General features: G+C 68.0%; 17 protein-coding genes and 3 pseudogenes. 9 read left to right on the forward strand and 11 right to left on the reverse strand.

Annotation, left to right across the window (positions count from 1 at the left end; translation table 11 throughout):
- The first annotated feature begins 537 nt into the window (after positions 1-537).
- Positions 538-711, forward strand: a complete 174-nt coding sequence (locus ACFV0G_RS05540; protein ID WP_380542054.1) for a hypothetical protein — start codon at positions 538-540, stop codon at positions 709-711.
- A gap of 620 nt (positions 712-1,331) precedes the next feature.
- Here ACFV0G_RS05540 and ACFV0G_RS05545 read toward each other — a convergent pair.
- Both ACFV0G_RS05545 and ACFV0G_RS05550 read right to left on the reverse strand, forming a co-directional pair.
- Positions 1,332-2,606, reverse strand: coding sequence for a glycosyltransferase (locus ACFV0G_RS05545; protein ID WP_380542057.1), 1,275 nt, complete (start codon positions 2,604-2,606; stop codon positions 1,332-1,334).
- Positions 2,607-2,798: 192 nt separating this feature from the next.
- Positions 2,799-3,713, reverse strand: coding sequence for a hypothetical protein (locus ACFV0G_RS05550; RefSeq protein ID WP_380542060.1), 915 nt, complete (start codon positions 3,711-3,713; stop codon positions 2,799-2,801).
- A 77-nt stretch (positions 3,714-3,790) separates the two neighbouring features.
- Here ACFV0G_RS05550 and ACFV0G_RS05555 point away from each other — a divergent pair, with 77 nt between their 5' ends.
- The gene (locus tag ACFV0G_RS05555) at positions 3,791-4,015 is read left to right on the forward strand and encodes a hypothetical protein (protein ID WP_380542062.1); all 225 of its coding nucleotides are present in this window, start codon (positions 3,791-3,793) and stop codon (positions 4,013-4,015) included.
- 1,286 nt (positions 4,016-5,301) lie between these two features.
- Here ACFV0G_RS05555 and ACFV0G_RS05560 read toward each other — a convergent pair.
- Positions 5,302-6,171, reverse strand: a pseudogene (locus ACFV0G_RS05560) (transposase); the annotation flags it as partial.
- Positions 6,172-6,871: 700 nt separating this feature from the next.
- On the opposite strand from ACFV0G_RS05560, the gene ACFV0G_RS05565 reads away from it, so the two are divergent.
- The gene (locus ACFV0G_RS05565) at positions 6,872-7,141 is read left to right on the forward strand and encodes a hypothetical protein (RefSeq protein ID WP_380542064.1); all 270 of its coding nucleotides are present in this window, start codon (positions 6,872-6,874) and stop codon (positions 7,139-7,141) included.
- A gap of 29 nt (positions 7,142-7,170) precedes the next feature.
- Here ACFV0G_RS05565 and ACFV0G_RS05570 read toward each other — a convergent pair.
- From ACFV0G_RS05570 to ACFV0G_RS05580, 3 genes and pseudogenes are all read right to left on the reverse strand, one after another.
- A pseudogene (locus ACFV0G_RS05570) lies at positions 7,171-7,341 on the reverse strand (transposase); the annotation flags it as partial.
- Positions 7,342-7,415: 74 nt separating this feature from the next.
- Positions 7,416-8,672, reverse strand: coding sequence for an IS21 family transposase (locus ACFV0G_RS05575; protein ID WP_380542067.1), 1,257 nt, complete (start codon positions 8,670-8,672; stop codon positions 7,416-7,418).
- A gap of 638 nt (positions 8,673-9,310) precedes the next feature.
- Positions 9,311-9,481, reverse strand: a pseudogene (locus tag ACFV0G_RS05580) (IS5/IS1182 family transposase); the annotation flags it as partial.
- Between the two features lie 260 nt (positions 9,482-9,741).
- Here ACFV0G_RS05580 and ACFV0G_RS05585 point away from each other — a divergent pair.
- Together ACFV0G_RS05585 and ACFV0G_RS05590 are read left to right on the forward strand one after the other, a co-directional pair.
- Entirely contained in the window at positions 9,742-10,059 is a 318-nt protein-coding gene (locus ACFV0G_RS05585; protein WP_380542070.1) for a hypothetical protein, read from the forward strand.
- Positions 10,008-10,625: a transposase gene (locus ACFV0G_RS05590; protein WP_380542128.1), complete on the forward strand. Its 618-nt coding sequence runs from the start codon at positions 10,008-10,010 to the stop codon at positions 10,623-10,625. The genes ACFV0G_RS05585 and ACFV0G_RS05590 overlap by 52 nt, the downstream gene beginning before the upstream one ends.
- 140 nt (positions 10,626-10,765) lie before the next feature.
- Here the strand turns inward: ACFV0G_RS05590 and ACFV0G_RS05595 are convergent, their stop codons facing one another.
- Positions 10,766-11,560, reverse strand: a complete 795-nt coding sequence (locus tag ACFV0G_RS05595) for a beta-glucanase (RefSeq protein ID WP_380542073.1) — start codon at positions 11,558-11,560, stop codon at positions 10,766-10,768.
- A gap of 1,473 nt (positions 11,561-13,033) precedes the next feature.
- Here ACFV0G_RS05595 and ACFV0G_RS05600 point away from each other — a divergent pair.
- The 4 genes from ACFV0G_RS05600 to ACFV0G_RS05615 all read left to right on the forward strand — a co-directional run bounded on the left by ACFV0G_RS05600 (position 13,034) and on the right by ACFV0G_RS05615 (position 16,557).
- Positions 13,034-13,456: a hypothetical protein gene (locus tag ACFV0G_RS05600; RefSeq protein ID WP_380542076.1), complete on the forward strand. Its 423-nt coding sequence runs from the start codon at positions 13,034-13,036 to the stop codon at positions 13,454-13,456.
- Between the two features lie 265 nt (positions 13,457-13,721).
- Complete coding sequence (locus ACFV0G_RS05605) at positions 13,722-14,468, forward strand: transposase domain-containing protein (protein ID WP_380542131.1); 747 nt, start codon at positions 13,722-13,724, stop codon at positions 14,466-14,468.
- Positions 14,469-15,259: 791 nt separating this feature from the next.
- Positions 15,260-15,688 carry a hypothetical protein gene (locus ACFV0G_RS05610; RefSeq protein ID WP_380542079.1) on the forward strand — a complete coding sequence of 143 codons (429 nt, stop codon included), beginning with the start codon at positions 15,260-15,262 and terminating at the stop codon, positions 15,686-15,688.
- A gap of 512 nt (positions 15,689-16,200) precedes the next feature.
- Complete coding sequence (locus ACFV0G_RS05615) at positions 16,201-16,557, forward strand: four-helix bundle copper-binding protein (protein ID WP_380542134.1); 357 nt, start codon at positions 16,201-16,203, stop codon at positions 16,555-16,557.
- A gap of 212 nt (positions 16,558-16,769) precedes the next feature.
- Here the strand turns inward: ACFV0G_RS05615 and ACFV0G_RS05620 are convergent, their stop codons facing one another.
- The 4 genes from ACFV0G_RS05620 to ACFV0G_RS05635 all read right to left on the reverse strand — a co-directional run bounded on the left by ACFV0G_RS05620 (position 16,770) and on the right by ACFV0G_RS05635 (position 20,293).
- A complete protein-coding gene (locus ACFV0G_RS05620) occupies positions 16,770-17,381 on the reverse strand; it encodes a DJ-1/PfpI family protein (protein WP_380542081.1) in 612 nt (203 codons plus the stop codon).
- A gap of 141 nt (positions 17,382-17,522) precedes the next feature.
- On the reverse strand, positions 17,523-18,713 hold the full coding sequence (locus ACFV0G_RS05625; protein ID WP_380542084.1) for a thiolase family protein: 1,191 nt from the start codon (positions 18,711-18,713) through the stop codon (positions 17,523-17,525).
- 135 nt (positions 18,714-18,848) lie between these two features.
- Complete coding sequence (locus ACFV0G_RS05630) at positions 18,849-19,511, reverse strand: CoA transferase subunit B (protein WP_380542087.1); 663 nt, start codon at positions 19,509-19,511, stop codon at positions 18,849-18,851.
- A complete protein-coding gene (locus tag ACFV0G_RS05635; protein ID WP_380542090.1) occupies positions 19,508-20,293 on the reverse strand; it encodes a CoA transferase subunit A in 786 nt (261 codons plus the stop codon). The genes ACFV0G_RS05630 and ACFV0G_RS05635 overlap by 4 nt, the downstream gene beginning before the upstream one ends.
- Positions 20,294-20,333 lie beyond the last annotated feature (40 nt).

Raw genomic sequence — 20,333 nt, forward strand, 5'->3', positions numbered from 1 at the left:
CTCCTTCGCCGACGGCCTGGCCGAGACCATCGCCTGGTACCGCGACAACCGCACCTGGTGGGAGCCGCTCAAGGCCCGGGCGGCACTCGCATGACAGTGATGATGTGGGTGGCATCGCCCGGGGGGTCTGACTCTCCGCATGACCGACGCTCAGGTTGTCCTTGTCGGGAACCGTCGGCCCATCGGGCGATGCCACTTGGCGCGTGGCAGGCCGGGCGACTGTGACTTTGTAGGAGCCTGGCTAGAGGTCCCATCACCGTCCTGTCCGCCTGCCCGACCGGCGCGTGCTCTTCCGCACAGGTCAAACTGAAGGGCACCGGGAACCATCGTGACAGCAGAAGCGATAGCCGTCATCGGCGGGATTGACACGCACACCGACGTCCACCAGGCGCGGTCATCGACGGCGTCGGCCGCCACCTCGCCACCGAGAAATTCGAGACGACCCCGGCCGGCACTGCTCGGAAGCCGCCTTCGCCCACCTGTGCGGAGCGCGACCATCAGGCCAACAACGCCCTGCACACCATCGTCCTGGTCCGCATGAGGGACGACCAGCGCACGAAGGACTACGTCACCCGCCGCACCGCCGAAGGCATGACCAAGAAGGACATCATCCGCTGCCTGAAACGGTTCGTCGTCCGTGAGATCTACCGCCACCTACCCGCCACGATCCACAATCCCGAACCGCTCCCGAAGGCCAGCGCCGCCGCGTGACAGGGCCTTGCAGCGCGATCGGCGGCAGTCCCGGCCGTTCATGTGGGACGGGAAGCCACCCCGCTGGACGGCCGTCCCGCGCACCGACCACCCCGCCGAGAGGCAGCGGCCGCGCCCCCACTGACCACTTGACGACTATAGGAGCTTCCCGGATCCTCGTCACCGGCGCCGGCGGGATGGTCGGCCGCGACCTGCAGAGCGGCCGATCCAGGATCGTAGGACACCGATAAGGGTGCGCTTGTGAAGCGTGCGGATCGACGGCGACCCGGTCGCCCCAGCCATCGATGGTGCCGGGCCGCGACGAAGCCGTAGGTGGCGCTGGAGGCCACCTACGGCTGGGACCGGGTCGCTGAACCGCTCCGGACGGCCGGTGCGGGAACGCAGCCGGCTCATCCGCCGGACATCAATGCGCAGGGCTCCGGGCTGGTCCGCCCGGCGGCCGTCGAGGCGGCCCAGCCGACTCCTCGGGCCGCTGGCCGGCCTCCACCCGAAGCACCGCCGCCGAGCGGCCCTGGCAGGCGTGGCCACCGTCACGGTCGCCCGCCGAATCCGGCCCTCGTCCACCCTGCGAGGGGACGTGACCGTCCCGCTCCTTCAGGGTGATCAGCACGGGGCGCACCTCAGACCAGAAGCAGACCCCCGCAGCGCGCCGTTCCCTCCTTCACAGCAATCAGATTGGCCTGAACGTAGGAGATGTCGTTCTTCCTGTGCCAGTCGCTCGGGTAGTACGTAACCAGCCGCGAGGCCTGGAACCGAGCCTCGATCTCCGGCACGAAGACCCGGTACTGATTGTCGGTGTAGTACCAGAAGGAGTTCTCGTTGTAGAAGGCGACGTGGGTCGGGTCCTGGTACGCGCCCCGACCGTCCGAGCTCGGGGTGAGAGTGAGCAGCATGCCGCCGGGTGCCAGCAGTCGGAAGAGCTCGTTGATCAGCGGTACCTTGGCGGGGACGTGCTCCAGGAAGTCCACTGCCCGCAGCAGACCCACCGAGCCGTCAGGGAGATCCACTCGGTCGGGGAGCTGGGCGACGATGTCGACGCTCTCCCCCGCGTACTGGTCCAGGCCGAGGTAGCCGGGGGGCTTTCGGTGTGCCGCACCGAGGTCCACCGCCAGCAGGCCCCTGCGCCTGGTCCAGGCGAGCGCGTTGGCTTCGATGTATTTGTCGTACAGGGCTACGGTCTCGCGCTGGATGTGGGCGTTGACCTGCGGATCACGCTGGGTGTTGCCCGCGTGCATGCGCTGCAGGTAGAGGCATCGGGGAATCAGGATGAATTCGCCCTCCTGGAACAGACGGCACATCAGGTCTTGGTCGTCCAGGACGGTGCGTGTCGCGTCGTATCCGCCGACCCGTTCGTAGGCGTCCCGCCGGAAGGCACGGACATGGTTAGGCGCGTACCAGATGTACGACACGTTGTGCGGCAATGGCACCATGGCAGCGGACTGCAGCAGAGAACGCCCATCCACCATCACCTCTTCGTAGTGCCAGCCGTGTGCCTCATTGAAACGGGTGTCGTCCCGGCTGCCATCTTCGGAGATCTGTGCGGTGTTGCTGTACGCGAAGACCGCCTCGGGGTGCTGGTCGAACGCCTGCGCAAGAGACGCCAGGCAGTCCGTGGCGAGGAGATCGTCGTGGTCGAGCTCCACCAAGATCTCGCCGCGTGCCAGCTCGCAGGCGCGGCGCTTAGCCGCTCCGACACCCGCGACGTCATCGGCGATCTCCACCCGGACACGGTCGTCCGGGCGTTCCGGGCGCCATCGCGCTCCGTTGTTGAGAAGGACAATCCACTCCCAGTCGGACCGGGTCTGAGCCTTCAGCGACTCGAGACACTCGTCCAGGAAGCGCGGCCGGTGGCTGGGAGTGAAGACAGAGAACCTCGGTGCTGCGGATGACATCATCTGCTCATACCTGCCTGAAAAATTTCGAAAACTCTGACGGTGTGACTTTTCCGATGGGGCTGACCGCGTGGACCACATGCCGCGGGCAGTTGTGCCGACGGTTCCCCAGGATCTGGCCCGTCCTGGAGAACCGTCGTGCGCTATCGGGCTACTGCGCCGGACTGGTCAGCCTGCGATCGCCGACTGCCCGTGTTACGGCGAGCAGATCGCGAACGCCGTGGGTGTGGCCGTGCCGTCGGACACCTGCACCTGCCATCCCGTCGCCGGCGATCCGCCGACAGGGCCGTCAAACAGGACGGGCGTCCCCCCCGAGTTGGAGTAGCCGCCCCCGATCGCGAATGTGCCCACCGGGCAGCTTGCTGTCGCGAAGCCTTGCGCCCCGACCGACGTAACAACGGTGCTCTGGGCTCCGCCCGGGCCGGGCGTACCCTGAGATCCGGTAACGCCCTGCGGGCCCTGAGCGCCGAGCACGCCCTGAGCACCCTGAGATCCGGTAACGCCCTGCGGGCCCTGAGCGCCGAGCGCACCCTGAGCACCGATGTCGCCCTGCGGGCCCTGAGCACCGAGCGCACCCTGAGCACCGATGTCGCCCTGCGGGCCCTGAGCACCGAGCGCACCCTGAACACCCGGAACGCCCTGGAGGCCCTGAGCACCCGGAACGCCCTGCGGGCCCTGAGCACCAAGCACGCCCTGAGCACCGAGCGCACCCTGAACACCCGGAACGCCCTGCGGGCCCTGAGCACCGAGCGCACCCTGAACACCCGGAACGCCCTGCAGGCCCTGAGCACCGAGCGCACCCTGAGCACCGACGTCGCCCTGCGGGCCCTGAGCACCGACGTCGCCCTGCGGGCCCTGCGGGCCCTGCGAGCCGTAGGGCGGCCACCAGCGCGGGTCCCGGTCGACTCGGAGGTCATCGACGGACGTCGCGCTGCCCGTCGGCGTTCCCTGGACCGGCTGCTTACCCTTGGAGGTGAAGTCAGCACTCACAGCACCGTCCGGCCCTGGGACCCTGGGGGCATGGATGTGGCGGGTGGTGGACCTCTCGATCGTGCCGGCCACCGCGTCCGTCGCCGAAGCGACGTTGACGACCGCGGAGAGCGTGCCCATAGAGAGCACGGCGATGGCTCTGACTCGGGACTTTCGAAGTGAATGACGGTTCATGTAGCAACCTTCTTCTAAGGCTGATGAATGCGGCCAAGCAGGCCCTGGAAATGCGCGGCGGGACAGGCATGCCACGTGCCTCACCGTGCGATGGTGATCAGGATGTCGAGCGCGGGCCGTATCCCATCATCGCCGCCGAGCAGATCCATCAGTATCATTCCAACTTGCTCAATGTCCGCCAGGCCTGCCGGGCGGCAAGGAAAATCCCCCGATTGGACGGCTGCTCATTGAAAATGGACGGCTGGTGAAATTCAGAGGCTAATTCCAAACAGTCTCCCCTTCACGAGGAAGCCTTGTCAGCGCAGCGCGCGAAACGATGCACAGGAGACCTCGGAATTTTCAAGGAAATAGCGGAAGTGGGAATTCCGCGGGACTCCCGCCTGCGGGAAGACTCTGCCGTGACCCAGAAGATGGATAGTGGCCATGCGAGGGTTCGTAGGATCATGACCCTGGCCAGCTTGCCCTTGGCGGCGAAGGGTGAGTTCATTGGGGCTTCGACGGCCTGGCAGTCTTCACGGTCGTCGGTTTCAGGACTTGGTCAGGCACAGCTCCCGGCCGACCAAGGCGTGGCCGCGGGCGATGGGTTGGAAGCGAAGACGCCCGATCCGGCAGCTCTCGGAGCGGCCGATGGTGCCGGAGTATCAACGCTGGGCCCGGACGGACCTGGTGCCCTTCTTGTTGAGCTGGTGCCGTTGTCCCGAGTGTTCGGCCATCAATACCTGCAGGTTGCCACCGATGTCGTCAGGGTGCCGCCAGCTGCGGGACAGCAGATGCTGCAGGCTGGCACGGCAGGTGAACTTGGCCAGCTAGCATCGGTTCTGGCGTCGCCCAGGGCGCCCCCGGATGATGTCCCCGGTGGTGCCAGGCATCCACTCGCGAGAGGCGGGCCCTGATCCGCAGGAACAGATCGCCGGTCCATCAATGCTACTTGCCAAAAGCTACACATCCTCATTCGAGCCCTCCTTTCGAATACGGCAAAGTGTGCACCCAGGTCCGGCATCTCACGATTTCGGTGGCGATCCTCGCGATTCAGCCAAATACCCGCCGGCCCTCCTCGCCAACGTCTCCGCTCGGCGCCCAGGGAGCCGAACTCTGCCGGCCGGACATCGTAGGGAACTTATCGCTGTTCCTCCGCCACGCTGCCGGTAGATCGGAAATTCCCAGCCGCTCGCGTTGCAGACAGGGAGGACCCTAAAAGGATGCGATTCCCTGGGGCGAGACTTTGCACCACTTATTGGGACATCGCCATACAAGGTAGATGGCGGCTGCGATGATCAGCCATCCAATCGCCCCTAAAATAATCGCCGGCAGCAAAGTCCCGATCAAGCTTCGTTCGTCCACGGGGAAGATCTTAGCGGCACGCCAGGCTATTTCCTGTCATGCCCCTTGGGGAAAGTCGGGTAGCGCCTCATGCCTGTGCGCGACGGTTATGATGGGGCTGCTGGCGAGGAACAGGCATGCCGGGGGCCCGGCGCGCGGGTCGGGTGCTCCTGTGGGTCCTCGGGTCGTGGGAGGTCAGTGACGGTTTCGGCTGTCAGGTGGCCGGTCGGGGCAGTGCGCTCAGGCGGTTGAACGCGGCGGTCAGTTCGTGGCGCCAGGGCCAGGTGGCGGCGATCCGCAGGCGTAGGCGGCAGGCTCCCCGGGTGATCCGGGCGGCTGTGTGCAGGAGACGGTAGCGGAGCTTCTTGGGCTCGGCGGTGGCCAACTCGCCGTCCAGCAGCAGAGTGCGCGTCCAGGCGAGCAGGTCGATGGCTGACAGGGACAGCTCCAGCCGGACCTGGTTGATCGCGAAGTGGCGGGAGGGGAAGCGGCCGAAGCCGGAGCTCTTGCCGCAGCGGATGTGGTCCTCGACCCGGGCGTGGGCTCGGTGGCGGTCCTCCAGGTGCTGCAGTGAACCTTCGCCGGCGGGCGTGTCGGTGAGGACGACCTGGTGGCGCATGCCTTCGTCCTGATCGAACAGGGACAGCTGGGCCCCCGGTGGGGCCGCTCACGGCGGACGATGATGCGGGTGCCGTCCGGGTGACCGACGAGGTCGACCGGTCAGCTCGGCGACCTCCGCTCCGGCGCGGAGGGAGCCGCCCTGCTCCAGCGCTGGGTGCCAGACCTGTTCCGGCAGGGCGCGGGTGGCTCTGCGGACCTGGTCGGTGACGGCGTGCCCGACCGAGAACCTGGTCCGGATTCCGCGTTGCCGCAGGGCTCGCAGGTGGGCCAGGTAGGCCTTGGCACTGCCCGCGCTGTCGGCGCGGACGAGGACCGGGGTGCCGTGGCGGTGGGCATCGGGGATCTGGGCGAGGGCCTGGTCGAGGACGGTGATGTGGTCGGCGGCGGTTTTCGTACCGGCGTTGCCCGGTCGCGGGAGACCTGCCAGGGCCTCGCCAGTGTTGTCCAGGAAGCACAGCAGCGGGTGGTAACCGAGGCCGCGTTTGTAGGTGGCGGTGGCCTGTTCCTTCTCGGAGTGGCAGGTGGCGAGGTGGCATCGATGTCCAGCACCAGACGCGGCAGTTCAAGTCCTCGGACATGTGAGGCGGGTATCGGGCATCCGGTCTCGCCGGCCTGCAGCCAGGCGACAGCGCGGGCCCTGGCCCCCGCTGCTCGTAGGGCGTTCAGGGCTGCCGCATCGATGCCGGCCGGCACGCGCCAGGCGGTCGGGGTGGAGGCGACGGGGCCGAACACCTCGTGCCGGTCGCGCAGCAAGGCGAGGTCCCGGATCGCCTCGCCGCCGCCGGCGAGCATCACCGCCAGGTCCACCGCGACACGGCGGCACGCTGACCATCACCTTCCCTACCGCCCGGCACACAGTGATCAACGCCGAAACAGGGTCCCCGGCTGAGTCCGGAACCACCCCGCGCATCAGCACAGCCATCCTCAAGGCCAACCAGCCGTCCTGCACGCCAGGATCCGGTCGCTGCGTGGAGCCAGGTCACCCGCCGCTACGACCGGGGCACCGGCCACGGCCGCCGCGAGACCCGGGTGACCAGCGCTTTGACCGTCGCCGATCTGGGCCTGGACTTCCCCCACGCCGCCCGGGCCGCGCGCATCACCCGTTACCGGACCGATCTGACGAGCGGACGGCTCACCGGCAGACCGTCTACGCGACCACCGCTTTGACGCGCCAGCAGGCCTCGCCCCAGAGGATCGGAGAGCTCACCCGTTCGCAGTGGATCACCGAGAACCGGCTGCACTTCGTCCGGGACACCGCCTTGCGCGAGGACGCTTCCAAGGTCCTCACCGGACGCGGCCCGGAGAACATGGCTGCTCTGCGGAACCTGGCGACCAACACGCTTCGCCGTCACGGACACCGCAGCATCGCGGCCGGCCTTCGCCACGTCTTCTACGAGCCGTTCACCCGCGCGGACTTCCTGAACACCCCCTGACCAGCACGTTTACTTGATCACAGCGACTATCAGCCCGGGATGACACAGCGTGTCCGGAGGCGCTGGTTGTCCGTGTTGTGGAAGCCGAACGCGTTTCGGCCGACGACCTTGATCACGCGGTTGATGCCCTCGCTCTTGGCGTTGCTGTGACCGGGGTGGAGAAAGGCCTCGATCCCGGTCCACCAGCGGTCGACGGTGACGGCGAGCCGTTGGACCTAAGCTCCCCCTGATCTTGGGCAGCGGGCGCAGGCCGGTTGCTGACGTGCCCTACGGGTCAGCTGCGAAGAACACGGGCGTGGGTGAGGGCTGCAGGGGACGGTGGGAGACGATTCGTGCCATCGCATGGCTTGAGGTCGTCCCGGAGGCGACCGTGGGGGCGCTCGAGCGTGATGGCGTGTCCGGGACCGGAGACGATTCGATCAGCGCCGCGCGGAGCGACGGCGTGACGGGCGATCACAGCTCCGCGGGTGGCGGAGATCGACAGGTGGGGTTGGTCCAGCCGCCAGCTGACCTCGACTCTGGCGCCTGCGAGGCCGGATGGTACGGCGTAATAGTTGCCACGGAAGGGGACGAGGTCTTGGGGGGTGATGGTCCGGGTGACCTGGATTCTGGCGGGGAACGGGTGTAGACCCAGCTCGAGGCTGCGGTTCCCGGCAGCTTGGACTCCGTCGGTCACGTCACCTGAACAATCGGGGCTTCCGGGTTCCGGGTGACGTGGATCAAGCCAGGAGGCGAAGTTGTCCAGGCTCTCCTGAGCGACGTAGAGGCGGGTGTCCGATCGGACGGTATGCCACCAAAAGTCCCTGACAGGACGCAGCGGGTCCAGGGCGGGAGAGGCAAGAGTGGCGGGGCGGAGCGGACCTGTACCGAGGCTGGCACCGTAATGCCTGGCGACCCGGAGTAGTTCGGATTTGGCCATGCCGTTGGTGTGGCAGTGCGCCGCGGGCAACGAGTCGAGCCGCCAGTAGCGGCCGGTCTCGCCCAATCGTCTGAGAACGAGGTCGATGGCCTCGATTACCTGGGGTAGGTCCTCGTTCTCAGCGAGGGCCGCCCGCCAGCGGCCGCTCGGCAGCGAACCAATCAGGACGTGGCCTTGGCTGCCGGCTCCCCAACGCGGCGGGGGGTCGGGCAGCTTGAGCCAGGTGAAGCGCAGCTCGTTGCCGGCAGCCGACGTTTCTCCGGTGTCCTGGTCCGGAGTGATGCACCGGCACTGCGTGCACGTGGGCCGTAGATGGCGTTTGCGCAGTGCCCGGGTGAGTGTCGAGTACCTGCCCCGGTACCCGAGTTCAGTGATCTCCTTGAGGAGGACAGTTGCCTCAAGGTGCGGATCGTCGCACAAGCGCTGCCGGCAGTATGGGACGAACGGCTCGAACGGGTCTTGCGGGGAGATCCTGACCCCCGGGGTACGCCCCCCGACGAGGTAGGACCTTACGGTCTTGCGGTCACGGCCCAGGAACCTGGCGATCGCCGACAGCGACCATCCCTCGCCATACAGCCTCCGCGCGTCCGCGTATTCCTCTCTGGTAAGCACCCAGGCCCCTCACAATCCGGCCCACCGCATGGGGGCTCTGAACTGATGACATTCAAAGGAGGCCGAAAACATAGCACGCGGTTGGGGATATGTCATGCAAAGCGGTGGTGTTCTACGGCCCGGACTCTAAGTCTCTGAGGAGTTTCCGGGAGCGACCCGCATCATCCCACCGGGAGCTGGGTAAAGGTCGATTCCGAAGCCTGGCTGAAGAAATGTTTCTCCATGTCGCGCCGCTCGCTCGGCAATTTGCCTAGCCCTGCCGAGGTCTGACTCGTCACTTGGTGTCCAGACCTGTGAGAGGCGGGAGAAATCCTTGGTAGCGCTGGGACAAAGGTGATCGCGGTAGCAATGGCTGGGGAAATTCACGAAGCACCCGGCCTCTATCGCTATTTTTTAGACCTGCTCTTCGGTGGCCAAATCAAGCGTTCAGTCCTGGGGGATTTGATATAGCGCGAGGGATGTCGAATATTTAATGGAACCCGTACGCCTTATGCGCCTATCGCACGGAAAGTCGGTGAGGGGTATGATCCAACTCACCGCGCCCCGGTCCGGATACGAATCCACCCCGGGATCCCGTATGCAGCCTGGGAAAGTGGCTCTTCGTGCCCGACCGCGTGAACGCCGTCGGTGGACCTCTTTCATACCGAGTTTTGCCAGGTCAGGACGGTGCGGACGGCGGCGACGGTACGGCTGATGCGGTCGGTTGAGCATGGGGCCCGTCGCAGGAGTCGCCAGGACTTGAGTCGGGCGAAGGCCCGTTCGCCCGGCGCCCGGAGGCGAGCACGGTCGCGGTTGAACTGTTTGTAGTGGAGGACGCGGTGGAGCTGGTCCTCTCCACCGGGCGCACCCCGACCGACGTGGCCAGGGAGCCGGCGTCAGTGCCGAAGGCCTGCGGTCCTGGGCCAAGCAGGCGAAGACCGAGGGGTCAGGGCCCTGCCGGTGCGCTGACCAGTGATGAAAGGGAGGAGCTGCGGCGGATCCGCCGCGAGCCGGCCGAGGTGAGGAGGGCGAACGAGATCCTGGTAGAAGCCGCGGCCTTCTTCGCGCGAGAGATCGTGAGGTAGGCGACGTGTACCGCTTCATCGACGCGGAGAAGGCCACCGGGGACAACCCGGACGGCAACCCCATCACCATGCTGTGCCGGGTCCTGGCCCTGCCTCGCTGCCGGCTCGCCGCCCGGCCCACCGCCGCGGCCCGCGAGAAGCAGGAGGAGGATTTGGTGACCGAGATCCGCGAGATCCACACCGCCTCCCGGGGCGCCTACGGCGACCTGCGGTCCACGCAGCCCTGCGCCGCTGCGGCCGCAAGGTCAGCCGGCGGACAGTGGAGAAGACCATGCGCCGGCGCGGCATCCAGGGCATCACCCGCCGCCGAAAACGCGCGCTGACCAGGCAGGACACCAAGGCCGCCCCCGGCGCCGGACCTGATCGGGCGCGACTTCACCGCCGAGCGGCCCGGCACCAAACTGGTCGGCGACATCACCCACCTGCCCACGCTGGAGGGCTGGCTGTACCTGGCCACCGTCCCGGACCTCGCCACCCGCGAGGTGATCGGGTACGCGATCACCACCGCGCCACCCTGGTCGTCGACGCCCTGAAGATGGCCGCCGGCCGTGGCGCACTGGAGGCGGGTTGCACGATGCACACCGACCGCGACAGCGAGTACAAGTCCAAGGAATTCCGAAGGGAGATAAAGAAGTTGGGGATACGGCAGTCCATGGGGCGGACCGGGTCCTGTTACGATAACGCCGCGGCCGAGAAGTGCTTCGGCCTACTCAAGGCGGAGACCGACACCCGCGTGTGGGACAGCCGTCAGGCGGCCCCGGCCGACGTCTTCCGCTTCATCGAGGTCGAGTACAACCGCACCAAGCTCCGCCGGCACCCCGAGCACGGGTACCCCACCCCACTCGAAACCCGCACCCTGCTGCAGCACGACCTCGCCCCCGCAGCGTAGAAACACGCTGTCCAACATCAGGGGGGAACTTCACCGCGGGGTTGCCACAGGCTACCGCGCTTCGGTGGCTGGATCACCGAAGAACGAATTCTGTGAAGATATCAGAATTGCACGATGGCGCTCGGAGAGGCTTGCGCCGGTCAGCGCCACACACGGACGTAGTCGGCTGAGTACATGAATGGGTTCAGGTCCGCGGGTGCCGGGTGGTACCGGCCAGCGTCCACGGACAGATTGAGAATCAGATAGGCAGTCCAGCCGCTACCTGTACCAGTACCGTCAGAGAAAACCTTGACTCCGTCGACGTACCAGTCGTCGCAGGCCTCTCCGTACCGGACGCCAATCGTCACCCAGCCGCCCGGGCGGATGACGGCCGAGTCTCGGTAGGAGAACGCCGAATGGCGGAGACCGTTAGTAAGCTCCAAGAGGTTCGGATTGTCGGGGTGGTACTCGAACGAGTCGATCTCGTTCGTACCGTTGCGCCAGGTCCACAAGGCAGGCCACGCACCGGCGGCTGTCGGTAGCTTGACCCGTGTTTCGACGTAGTCCCCGGCCCGGACCATGAAATTCTCGGCGGACCCCTCGGTGGTGAGCAGCCCGGTGGTCCAAGACCGCCTGCCGTTCTCCAGGGTCCGCGAGTCCGGCCGCGCGGTAAAAGTTGCCACGCCGTTCGTCACGGAGACCGCCGACGGGGTGAGCCAGTCCAGCTTGTCATCGCCCGGGTTGTGGTCGCCGTACTGGTACGCACTCGTGGCATCGCCGACCCACCGCGTGCCCCAGGCGATGGGGCTGTCGAACTCCTCATCGAATACGAGTGAACCGCTGCCGACAGGAGCCCCGAACCGTGCCAAGGCGGCCGCGGCGGCGGGTCGGCCACCGTTCGTGGCGCTGGCCGGCTCCGCCACAGTGAGAGCGAGCAACGCAGCGAACAAGGTCACCAGGCAACGGCCCGGCCTCGTTATGGCGGAACTGAAGCACACGGGAACACTTCCTCAAGTTGGGTCGGACCAGTGGTGGCCTCCGCGGCCTGGAGGGCTGAGCTGAGGACCCGGCCATGGATTGTGCTGGACACCGGCGGGGTCGTGTCGCGTTCTGGGATCACCAGTAGGTGGCCGCACCCTGGAAACGGTCCAGCAATTCAGACACTCATACCGGTCGCACATGACTGTCAACTCATCCGTGGCGGTGGGATGAGGGCGTGCGCCAAGGGTTGCATCGCCCGCGCTACTGGTGCCGTCGGCGGCTCGGACCGAACTGCGCACGACGCTGTGTCGACCGGATGGGAATGCTCTCCGATCTCCTCGCACAGTGGAGAGTTGAAGTATCCGGGGATTTCACGAGAGCGCGCATCAAGTCCAACTGGCGACCGCGTCGCCCGCGCTCAGTGGCCGAGGGGATGGCACACCCAGGTACGTCGTGCGGCCGCGGACAGGGGGATGGCGCCCTGGGCCGGAGCGCTGAACACACAGATGCCGTCTACCCGTTGTGGCCTGCCGTCGCCGGCAATGTGCGATCGCCGAGCTGGTCGCGGGCTGCCGCGGTCCCTCGGGCCCATCGCTCCGCATGCCTCGCCGTGTCCTCGGCCGACCCTCGTTCGCGCGCTTGGCGGAATGGTGATTTCCTGTGTCAGGCGATCGGCCGCACACCGACCGGCCTACGCCCTTGCGGGTGACGGTGGCTCACCCGGGCGAGCGGTTTCCGTGCCGTTGCTCCCGTTCGTGTGCAGCGCTTGCGGCGGTCAGACGGAACGAACGCGCGCGCGCAGCGCATAGTGGATGGAGAGCAGGCCAGGAGACTGCCTGTTCGACTCCGTGTGGATCGCGCGAGCTCACGACGAGACAGGCTCTGAGGTGCCGGGGCGGGATGCCGCTCAGCAGGACGCACTCGGGTCGCTGGCTGTTGGCGTCTGGCAAACCATCAAGATCGCCCCACCGATCGCCCGCCAATCTGTCCCGTATGGCCACTGATCACCAACGACTACTTCGTTCAGCCGTCTTGTGTCTCTCCAGGGCCGCTTGAGGCTTGGCGCCATTAGGGAGGAAGAGTTGAGAAGGAATCGATTTACTGCAGTTGCGCTAGTAGGTGTGGCGGCACTGTTGGTCACACGTGCTGACTCAAGTGCGAGGCCACTGTCCACCGCGGCAATCCATGTAGACTCGACGACACCTGCCCATGTCGCGCCACTCGGCGTTCCAGGATCATGGCTTGTCGACTGGACGGACGAGTTCAACAGGGCGACCCTCGACGGCACTAAGTGGACGGTGGCAAGTCATGCGCCGAGCGGCGCGCTCAACTGCTACTCGCCGGGCCAGGTATCGCTCGCCCGAGGGAGCATCCACCTGCTTCTCGAACATCGAAGGGCAAGCTGTGGTGACGGTGGCGGAATAACCCGTGACTACGTCTCAGGATCTGTGAAGGCAAAAGAGACATTCAGCGGCGGCGCTTTCGAGGCCCGGATCAACGTCCCGATGACCGCGAGCGGTTCGCAAGTCGCCAACTGGCCGGCATGGTGGATGACTGGATGGCCGATGCCGGGCGAGATCGACATCTGGGAAGGGCTCGGACACGCCGGATCCTGCTGGTCGGTCCACCCGGAGCCAGTTAGTCCGGGCGGTTGCGTGGTTCCCACGCCAGGATGGCACACGTACGGTGCAAGTTGGGTGAACGGCGTGGGCGTGGAAATCTACTACGACGGAGCCAAGATCGCATCGACTCCGTTCGCGGTCACGAGTCCTGACTACCCGGTCCTGGACAACTCGACGGCGACCTGGGCTGTTGTTGCGACTCCCGCTGATATGCAGGTCGACTACGTCAGACATTGGGTGAGGGCGTAAATTTTGGCCTCGCGCTACATCGGTTGATTGTGTCTGCTCGGCTGATGGTGCGTTGCACGGGCCATGGAGACGCTGCGGGACGTCGATTTGTGGTCGGCATGGTTCGAGGATTTCTTTGCTCGGATCGCCGGGTTGTTCGGGCGGGTGGAGTGGAGGATGAAGTTCCCCCAAGGCCGGGTGGTTAGCGCTGTTGGCGGGTGTGAAAGGTGGCGTGGATTTCCTGCGTCGTGCCCGGAGCGTCAGCAATGCGGCCCCGTTGAGGCAGGTGTCGACGAAGACTTCCTGTCCATGGAGCCGCGTTGTCCCACTGTTCTGCAGCATCGCCCGCATCGATGGCGCCCTCGCGGGAAGGCACCCCGGTCGCAGCGCGGTTCGCTGCTGGGCACTCGGGCGGCCTGACGCCGTTCCTGCCGTTCGAACTGGTGGACGCCGCCCTGGAGGAGCCCGCACAGTCCGGCGGCGACAGCGGGATCCGCCGTCGCGGGTGGTGGTGTACTTCCTGGTGGCGATGTGCTCGTTCCCCGAGGTCGGGTACCGGCTGGTATGGGACAAGATGACGGCCGGGCTCGTCGGCTTCTTGCCCGCACCCAGCGCGAAGGGCCTACGCGACTGCGGCGCCGGGTGGGCGTCGCCCCGATCCCTGTTCGAGGTGGTGTCGGGAGCGCTTGCTCAACCACGCACGCCCGGAGTGCGGTTCGGCCCCGACCGAACGGTCTGCTTCGACGGCAGCGGCTCGATCAAGACCTCCGGACCGCGAACGCAATCGGGGCTGGCTGGGACGGTGCCGGCACGGCGGCCGCCCGCAGATCGAGCTGATGACGCCGGTCGAGACCGGGACCCGCTCGGTGATCGGTGCGGTCTTCGGCCCCACCAGGAAGGGCGGGACCGCCTACGCCACCCGGCTGCTGAAGCGCCCGGGACCCGACATGCTGGTGCTGTGGGACCGGGGCTTCGACGGCAACGACTTCCATCCTGGGCCGCATCAGCCGGCGGCGTCGCCCACCAGTCCTGAAGACCCTCACCGACTCCTCCCACTTCTCCACCATTGGCGGTGTTGCGGTACGCATCGTCGAGGCCAAGGTGAATGTCGCCCTGCACCGACGGCAGCGGCTTCGCGCGCTCCCAACGGCTGGTGACGACCCTGCTGGACCCGCGGCGCTGCCCGGCCGAACGCCTCGGGCGCCTCTACCACGGGCACTGGGAACACGAATCCGCGAATTACTCGCTCCGCCACACCGTCATGGCCGGGCGGGTCCTACGCTCCGGCGACCCGGTCGGGTCGAGCAGGAGGTGGGCCCTATTGATCCTCTACCAGCTCTTGCGCCCGGGCCGTCATCGAGGCGGCGGAGTCCCCGGCCAGGCACCGACCCTGACCGCTGCGGCTTCACGATCGCCTTCCAGACCGCCCGCGACCTAGCGGTACGGGCGGCAGAGATCTTCGAACTGATCGCAAGGGTTCGCACCGGGCATTGCGCGGCAGCCATGCCTCCGGCAGCCTGCTTCTTTCACACCCGCCACCAGCGCCAACTACCCGGCCTTGGGAGAACTGCAGCACATAGTGAGGAATTTCAAAGAGCGTCATCCAAAGACGCTGGCCGCCCGGCCCAGGGGATCCTCCAACCGTTCCCGATGCTGAGCGCATCAGCGCCGAGCGGGCTGCCAGTTCGGGCATCCAGCGCTATCACACTCTGCAGTCGATGGTGCACTAAATGTTGCGGCATGCCTGGGGCCGGTCAAGCCTGGCAGTGCGGGCGCCGGCCATCGGCGCCCCTCAACGCCCCATAACCAGAAAGACATTGCATCATGCGATTCAGCTCAGTTCTTCGCATTGCCGGCGTCACCTCCGTCATCGCCGTCCAGGCCGTCGTCGCGGCGCCCGGCTGGGCGGACACCGCAGTCCCGACCCCGTCCTCGCTCTCGGTCTCCGGTGCCCAGATCGCAGCTGCGGACCCTACCGAGCTTGACGTCGACCTTACGGTCACCTGTACCGCCGGAAAGCAGGACTCCCTCTTCGTCACCGCGCGGCAGGACCGTTCGGCCACACCCCTCGCGTGGGGTTGGGCGGCCGCGGACGTGAGCTGCACCGGTGCGCCGCAGACGGTGGCAGTCAAGCTGACCGCCGAACCGACGGGCCTGGGTGCCGCCTCCTGGCAGGCGGGACCGGTCGACGTGTTCGCCGTGCTCGCCGGCACGTCCGCCACCGAGGCTCGGGCGCGGATCACCCTTGTCTGACGCCTGCCTCCCGCGGCCGCGCGTTCTCGGGTTCAGGGAGAGGGTTGGCGGACGGGGTCGCCGAGCAGAGACACGGGCCCGTGTCGGCCAGCTGGTCGTCAAGAAGTAGCCGCCGACGCCCCTGACCAGCTCTTGCGCCGCGCTGCGCGATCCGGGAGCGACCTCCCGGGCGACCAGCGAGGCGGCCGCGCGTCGGGTGCCGCTGTGCACCGAGAGGGTGACGGGATCACTGCCTCGGGGCGCGGCAGGACACGCTTGGCCGCGTCAGTCTCCAGGGGTGTCGAATCGAGGTTGCTGTCGCAGCGAGGCGTGACACTGACGTGGACCCTCGCCGGGGCCGCCGCCCGAGGTGACCCCGTCGGCCGCGGGGGCCACGGGGTCGGCCGGCACCGTCTGCCGTGCGGGGGCACTCCGGTTGGGCGTGGGGTCGGGGCAAAGTTCACATCGCCACATAATCTCATTTCGGGCAAATCGCCCCAAGAGTTCGAGAGAAGGAGTGCGTCGTGAAGTCGATGGAACTGAGCCCGGAGATGCACAAGGGCATCGAGGCGTGCCTGGCCTGCTACACCCGGTGCGAGGAGACGATGAGCTACTGCCTGCAGCAGGGCGGTGCCTACGCCGACTCCAAGCTCATGCGCGCCATGATGGACTGCGCCGAGATGACCCGCATGTGCGCGCAGATGAGCATGCGCATGTCCGAGATGACGCCCGAGATGTGCGCCATGACGGCCCGGGCCTGCGAGATGTGCGCCGAGGCGTGCATGAGCATGCCGGGCGACGACATGCTCAAGAAGTGCGCCGAGGCGTGTCGCACCTGCGCGGCCTCCTGTCGGGCCATGGCACAGGCCATGACGAAGGCCATGGCCTGACCCCGGTCCGCGGCGCACGATCCGGACGGAGCACCCACATCCGGAGACTGCGGCGGCCCCCGACGGCGGACGAGGCACCCGACAGCTGAGCCGCCCCACGGGTGAAGCCGGCCGGCCCCGCACGAGCCGCGGGGCCGGCCGGTCGTCCGCGGCCGGCCCGGGGTCGTGCGCCCGCCGTCAGCTCCACCGGGCCCCGCCGGTCAGCACGCACGTCAGCGCAGTGCGGCCTCACCCGAGCGGACGGCGCGCAGGGCGCGCTCGACGGTCTCGGACTTCTCGCCGACCGGAGCCGCGTAGTCGATGCCGCCGCGCGCGGCGTCCTCTCCGAGCGTTCGGGTGATCACCCACGTGGCGAGGTACTGGGAGGCCAGGCAGCCGCCCGCCGTGGCGATGTTCCCCTCGGCGTGGAACGGCGCGTCCAGCACGGTGACGCCGCAGGCCTCGACGAAGGGGCGGCTCGTCATGTCCGTGCATGCCGGCATGCCACCGCCCACCAGACCGAGACGCGCCAACACCAGCGCACCGGAGCACTGGGAACCGATCAGCTGCCGCGAAGGGTCGAGCGGCAGCATGGAGATCAGCCGGTCGTCGGCGACCACGTCGCGGGTCCTCACCCCGCTGCCGATCAGAACGGCGTCGGCCTCGGTCACGAACTCCATCGGGCGCTGCCCTGCCACCTCCACACCGTTCATGGAGGTGACCGTCGACGTCGGCGTGGTGATGAAGGCCTCCAGGCCGTCCTTGCGGCAGCGGTTGATCAACGCCGATGCGATGAAGCTGTCGAGTTCGTTGAACCCGTCGAAGGTGACCACGGCTACCTGCATCGCAACTCCTTCACGTACGTCACCGGATCTCCGGTGGCCGGTGTGTCCACAGTCTCCCCGCGCAGGCCCCTCCGGGTCGAGAGGCTCCGGCGAACGACGGCAGCGCACCCGCGTTCCGGCACAGGGAACCGGGGGGACCGGTCAGCGCTCCAGGACGAGTGCCACCCCTTGACCGACACCGATGCACAGGGTCGCCAGTCCGACGCCCGAGCCCGCCGCGGCGAGTTGGTGGGCAACCGCGCCGGTGAGGCGGGCGCCGGATGCGCCGAGGGGGTGACCGAGGGCGATCGCGCCGCCGCGGGGGTTGATGAGGGCGGGATCCAGCTCGGGCAGGCCGGCCAGACAGCCGAGCACCTGGGCGGCGTAGGCCTCGTTGAGCTCGACCGTGTGCAGGTCGGCGAAGCTTCGGCCCGCCCTGACCAGTGCCTTGCGGGTGGCGTCGACCGGGGCGAGGCCGAAGTACTGCGGCTCGATCGCTGTCACGGCGGAGGCCCGGATGCGGGCCAGCGGCTCGCGGCCGATGGCGGCGAGGCCCTCCTCGTCGGCCAGCAGCAGGGCGGCGGCGCCGTCGTTGAGCGGGGAGGAGTTGCCGGCCGTGGCCGTGCCCGCGGCACGGAAGACCGGCCTGAGACGGGCGAGCGCCTCCATCGAGGTGTCGTCCCGGATCCCTTCGTCGCGCGGCAGTTCGACGCCCGCGACGGACACCACCTCGGCATCGTAGGCACCGTCCTTCCAGGCCCTGACCGCCTTCTGATGACTGGCCAGGGCGAAGGCGTCCTGCTCCTCGCGGGTGATGCCGTACTTGTCGGCGATCAGCTCCGCGCTCTCGCCGAGCGGGACCGTCCACTCCTCGGGCATGCGCGGGTTGACCATCCGCCACCCCAGCGTGGTGGAGTGGAGCTGCTCGTGACCGGCCGGGAAGGCCCGGTCCGGCTTCTCGAGCACCCAGGGCGCCCGGGTCATCGACTCCACGCCGCCGGCCATCGCCACCGAGGCGTCGCCGACGGCAATCGCGCGCGCGGCCTGGATGACCGCCTCCATGCCCGAGCCGCACAGCCGGTTGACGGTGGCACCGGGAACGGTGACGGGGAGGCCGGCCAGCAGCACGGCCATGCGGGCCACGTCGCGGTTGTCCTCCCCCGCCCCGTTGGCGTTGCCGAGGAACACGTCGTCGATGCGGGCCGGATCCAGGTCCGGGCTGCGCTCGACGAGGGCGCGCAGTACGCCCGCGGCGAGGTCGTCGGGGCGCACCGCGGACAGGGCGCCGCCGTAGCGGCCGATCGGTGTGCGGACGGCATCGACGATGTAGACGTCCTTCGTTCGCTCGGACATCGCAAGCTCCTTCAGTGAAGAGGACGGGGGACGAGGTGAGGAGGGGTCGGGCAAGGGGCGGCGGTGGGTGGTGTCTCGCGCCGGCCCGGTGGCTGTCCGGGCGCCGGGCCGGCGGGCGCGAGGGGAGCGGGGCGGTCAGGCGGCGGCCTCCGTCCGGCTCAGTGGCCCGGGGACGCGCACGGGGGCGGCGGTACGGTCGACGATCTCCTGGAACGTGGTGCCGGGTGCCGCCTCGACCAGGACCAGGCCGTCGTCGGTGACGTCGAGGACACCGAGGTCGGTGATGACACGGTGGACGCACCGCGTGCCGGTCAGCGGCAGCGTGCACTCCGCGACGATCTTCGGGGAGCCGTCCTTGGCGGTGTGCTCCGTCAGCACGATCACCTTGCGGGCACCGTGGACCAGATCCATCGCGCCGCCCATGCCCTTGACCATCCGGCCGGGGATCATCCAGTTCGCGAGGTCGCCGCGGGCGGAGACCTGCATGGCGCCCAGGATCGCGGTGTCGATGTGGCCGCCGCGGATCATGCCGAAGGAGAGCGAGGAGTCGAAGAAGGCGGCGCCCGGAAGCACCGTCACGGTCTCCTTCCCGGCGTTGATGAGGTCCGGGTCCACCTCGTCCTCGGCCGGGTAGGGGCCGACACCCAGCAGGCCGTTCTCCGAGTGGAGCACCACGTCCACGCCTGCGGGCAGGAAGCCCGGCACGCGGGTGGGCAGGCCGATGCCGAGGTTGACGTAGGAGCCGTCGGTCAGCTCGCGGGCGGCGCGGGCCGCCATCTCGTCCCTGGTCCAGCTCATCGGGAACGCACCGCCTCTCGTACCGGAGGCACGGAAACGGTCCGGACCTCGATGCCCTTGTCGGCGGCCTGCTGCGGCGTCAGCTCGACGACGCGCTGCACGAAGACACCGGGCAGGTGGATCTCGTCGGGGTCCAGCTCGCCCGGCTCGACCAGCTCCTCGACCTCGGCCAGGGTGATCCGGCCGGCCATGGCGGCGAGCGGGTTGAAGTTGCGGGCGGCCTTGTTGAAGACGAGGTTGCCGTGACGGTCGCCCCGGGCCGCGCGGACCAGGGCGAAGTCGGTGGTGATGCCGCGCTCCAGGACGTACCGGCAGCCGTCGAACTCGCGCACCTCCTTGGGTGGGGACGCGACGGCGACGCCGCCGTGCCGGTCGTAGCGCCAGGGCAGTCCGCCGTCGGCGACCTGAGTGCCGACGCCGGCCGGCGTGAAGAAGGCCGGGATGCCGCAACCGCCGGAGCGCATCCGCTCGGCAAGTGTCCCTTGCGGGACGAGCTCCAACTCCAGCTCCCCGGACAGGTACTGACGGGCGAACTCCTTGTTCGAACCCACGTAGGACGCCGTCACCCGGGCGATGCGGCCGGCCGCCAGCAGCACGCCCAGACCGGCGCCGTCCACACCGCAGTTGTTGGACACCACGCTCAGCGCGCCCGTGCCCCTGCGGTACAGCGCGTCGATCAACACGTTGGGCACGCCGCTCAGCCCGAACCCGCCGACGGCGAACGACGCACCGTGCTCCACGTCCGCCAGCGCCTCGTCGGCGGTGGCCACCACCTTGTCCATCCGTACCGCCTCCGTTCCGGTGCAGCCCTGGGCCGCACCG

Origin of the sequence: Kitasatospora sp. NPDC059571 (genome assembly GCF_042735675.1) — a bacterium.
In the GTDB taxonomy this organism is placed as follows: domain Bacteria; phylum Actinomycetota; class Actinomycetes; order Streptomycetales; family Streptomycetaceae; genus Kitasatospora.

Excerpts from the sequence above, each read along its gene's own strand:
- ACFV0G_RS05540 (WP_380542054.1), top strand. The coding sequence starts at position 538 with ATGAGGGACGACCAGCGCACGAAGGACTACGTCACCCGCCGCACCGCC.
- ACFV0G_RS05545 (WP_380542057.1), bottom strand. The coding sequence starts at position 2,606 with ATGATGTCATCCGCAGCACCGAGGTTCTCTGTCTTCACTCCCAGCCAC.
- ACFV0G_RS05550 (WP_380542060.1), bottom strand. The coding sequence starts at position 3,713 with ATGGGCACGCTCTCCGCGGTCGTCAACGTCGCTTCGGCGACGGACGCG.
- ACFV0G_RS05555 (WP_380542062.1), top strand. The coding sequence starts at position 3,791 with ATGAATGCGGCCAAGCAGGCCCTGGAAATGCGCGGCGGGACAGGCATG.
- ACFV0G_RS05590 (WP_380542128.1), top strand. The coding sequence starts at position 10,008 with ATGCGCCGGCGCGGCATCCAGGGCATCACCCGCCGCCGAAAACGCGCG.
- ACFV0G_RS05610 (WP_380542079.1), top strand. The coding sequence starts at position 15,260 with ATGCGATTCAGCTCAGTTCTTCGCATTGCCGGCGTCACCTCCGTCATC.
- ACFV0G_RS05615 (WP_380542134.1), top strand. The coding sequence starts at position 16,201 with ATGGAACTGAGCCCGGAGATGCACAAGGGCATCGAGGCGTGCCTGGCC.
- ACFV0G_RS05620 (WP_380542081.1), bottom strand. The coding sequence starts at position 17,381 with ATGCAGGTAGCCGTGGTCACCTTCGACGGGTTCAACGAACTCGACAGC.
- ACFV0G_RS05625 (WP_380542084.1), bottom strand. The coding sequence starts at position 18,713 with ATGTCCGAGCGAACGAAGGACGTCTACATCGTCGATGCCGTCCGCACA.
- ACFV0G_RS05630 (WP_380542087.1), bottom strand. The coding sequence starts at position 19,511 with ATGAGCTGGACCAGGGACGAGATGGCGGCCCGCGCCGCCCGCGAGCTG.
- ACFV0G_RS05635 (WP_380542090.1), bottom strand. The coding sequence starts at position 20,293 with ATGGACAAGGTGGTGGCCACCGCCGACGAGGCGCTGGCGGACGTGGAG.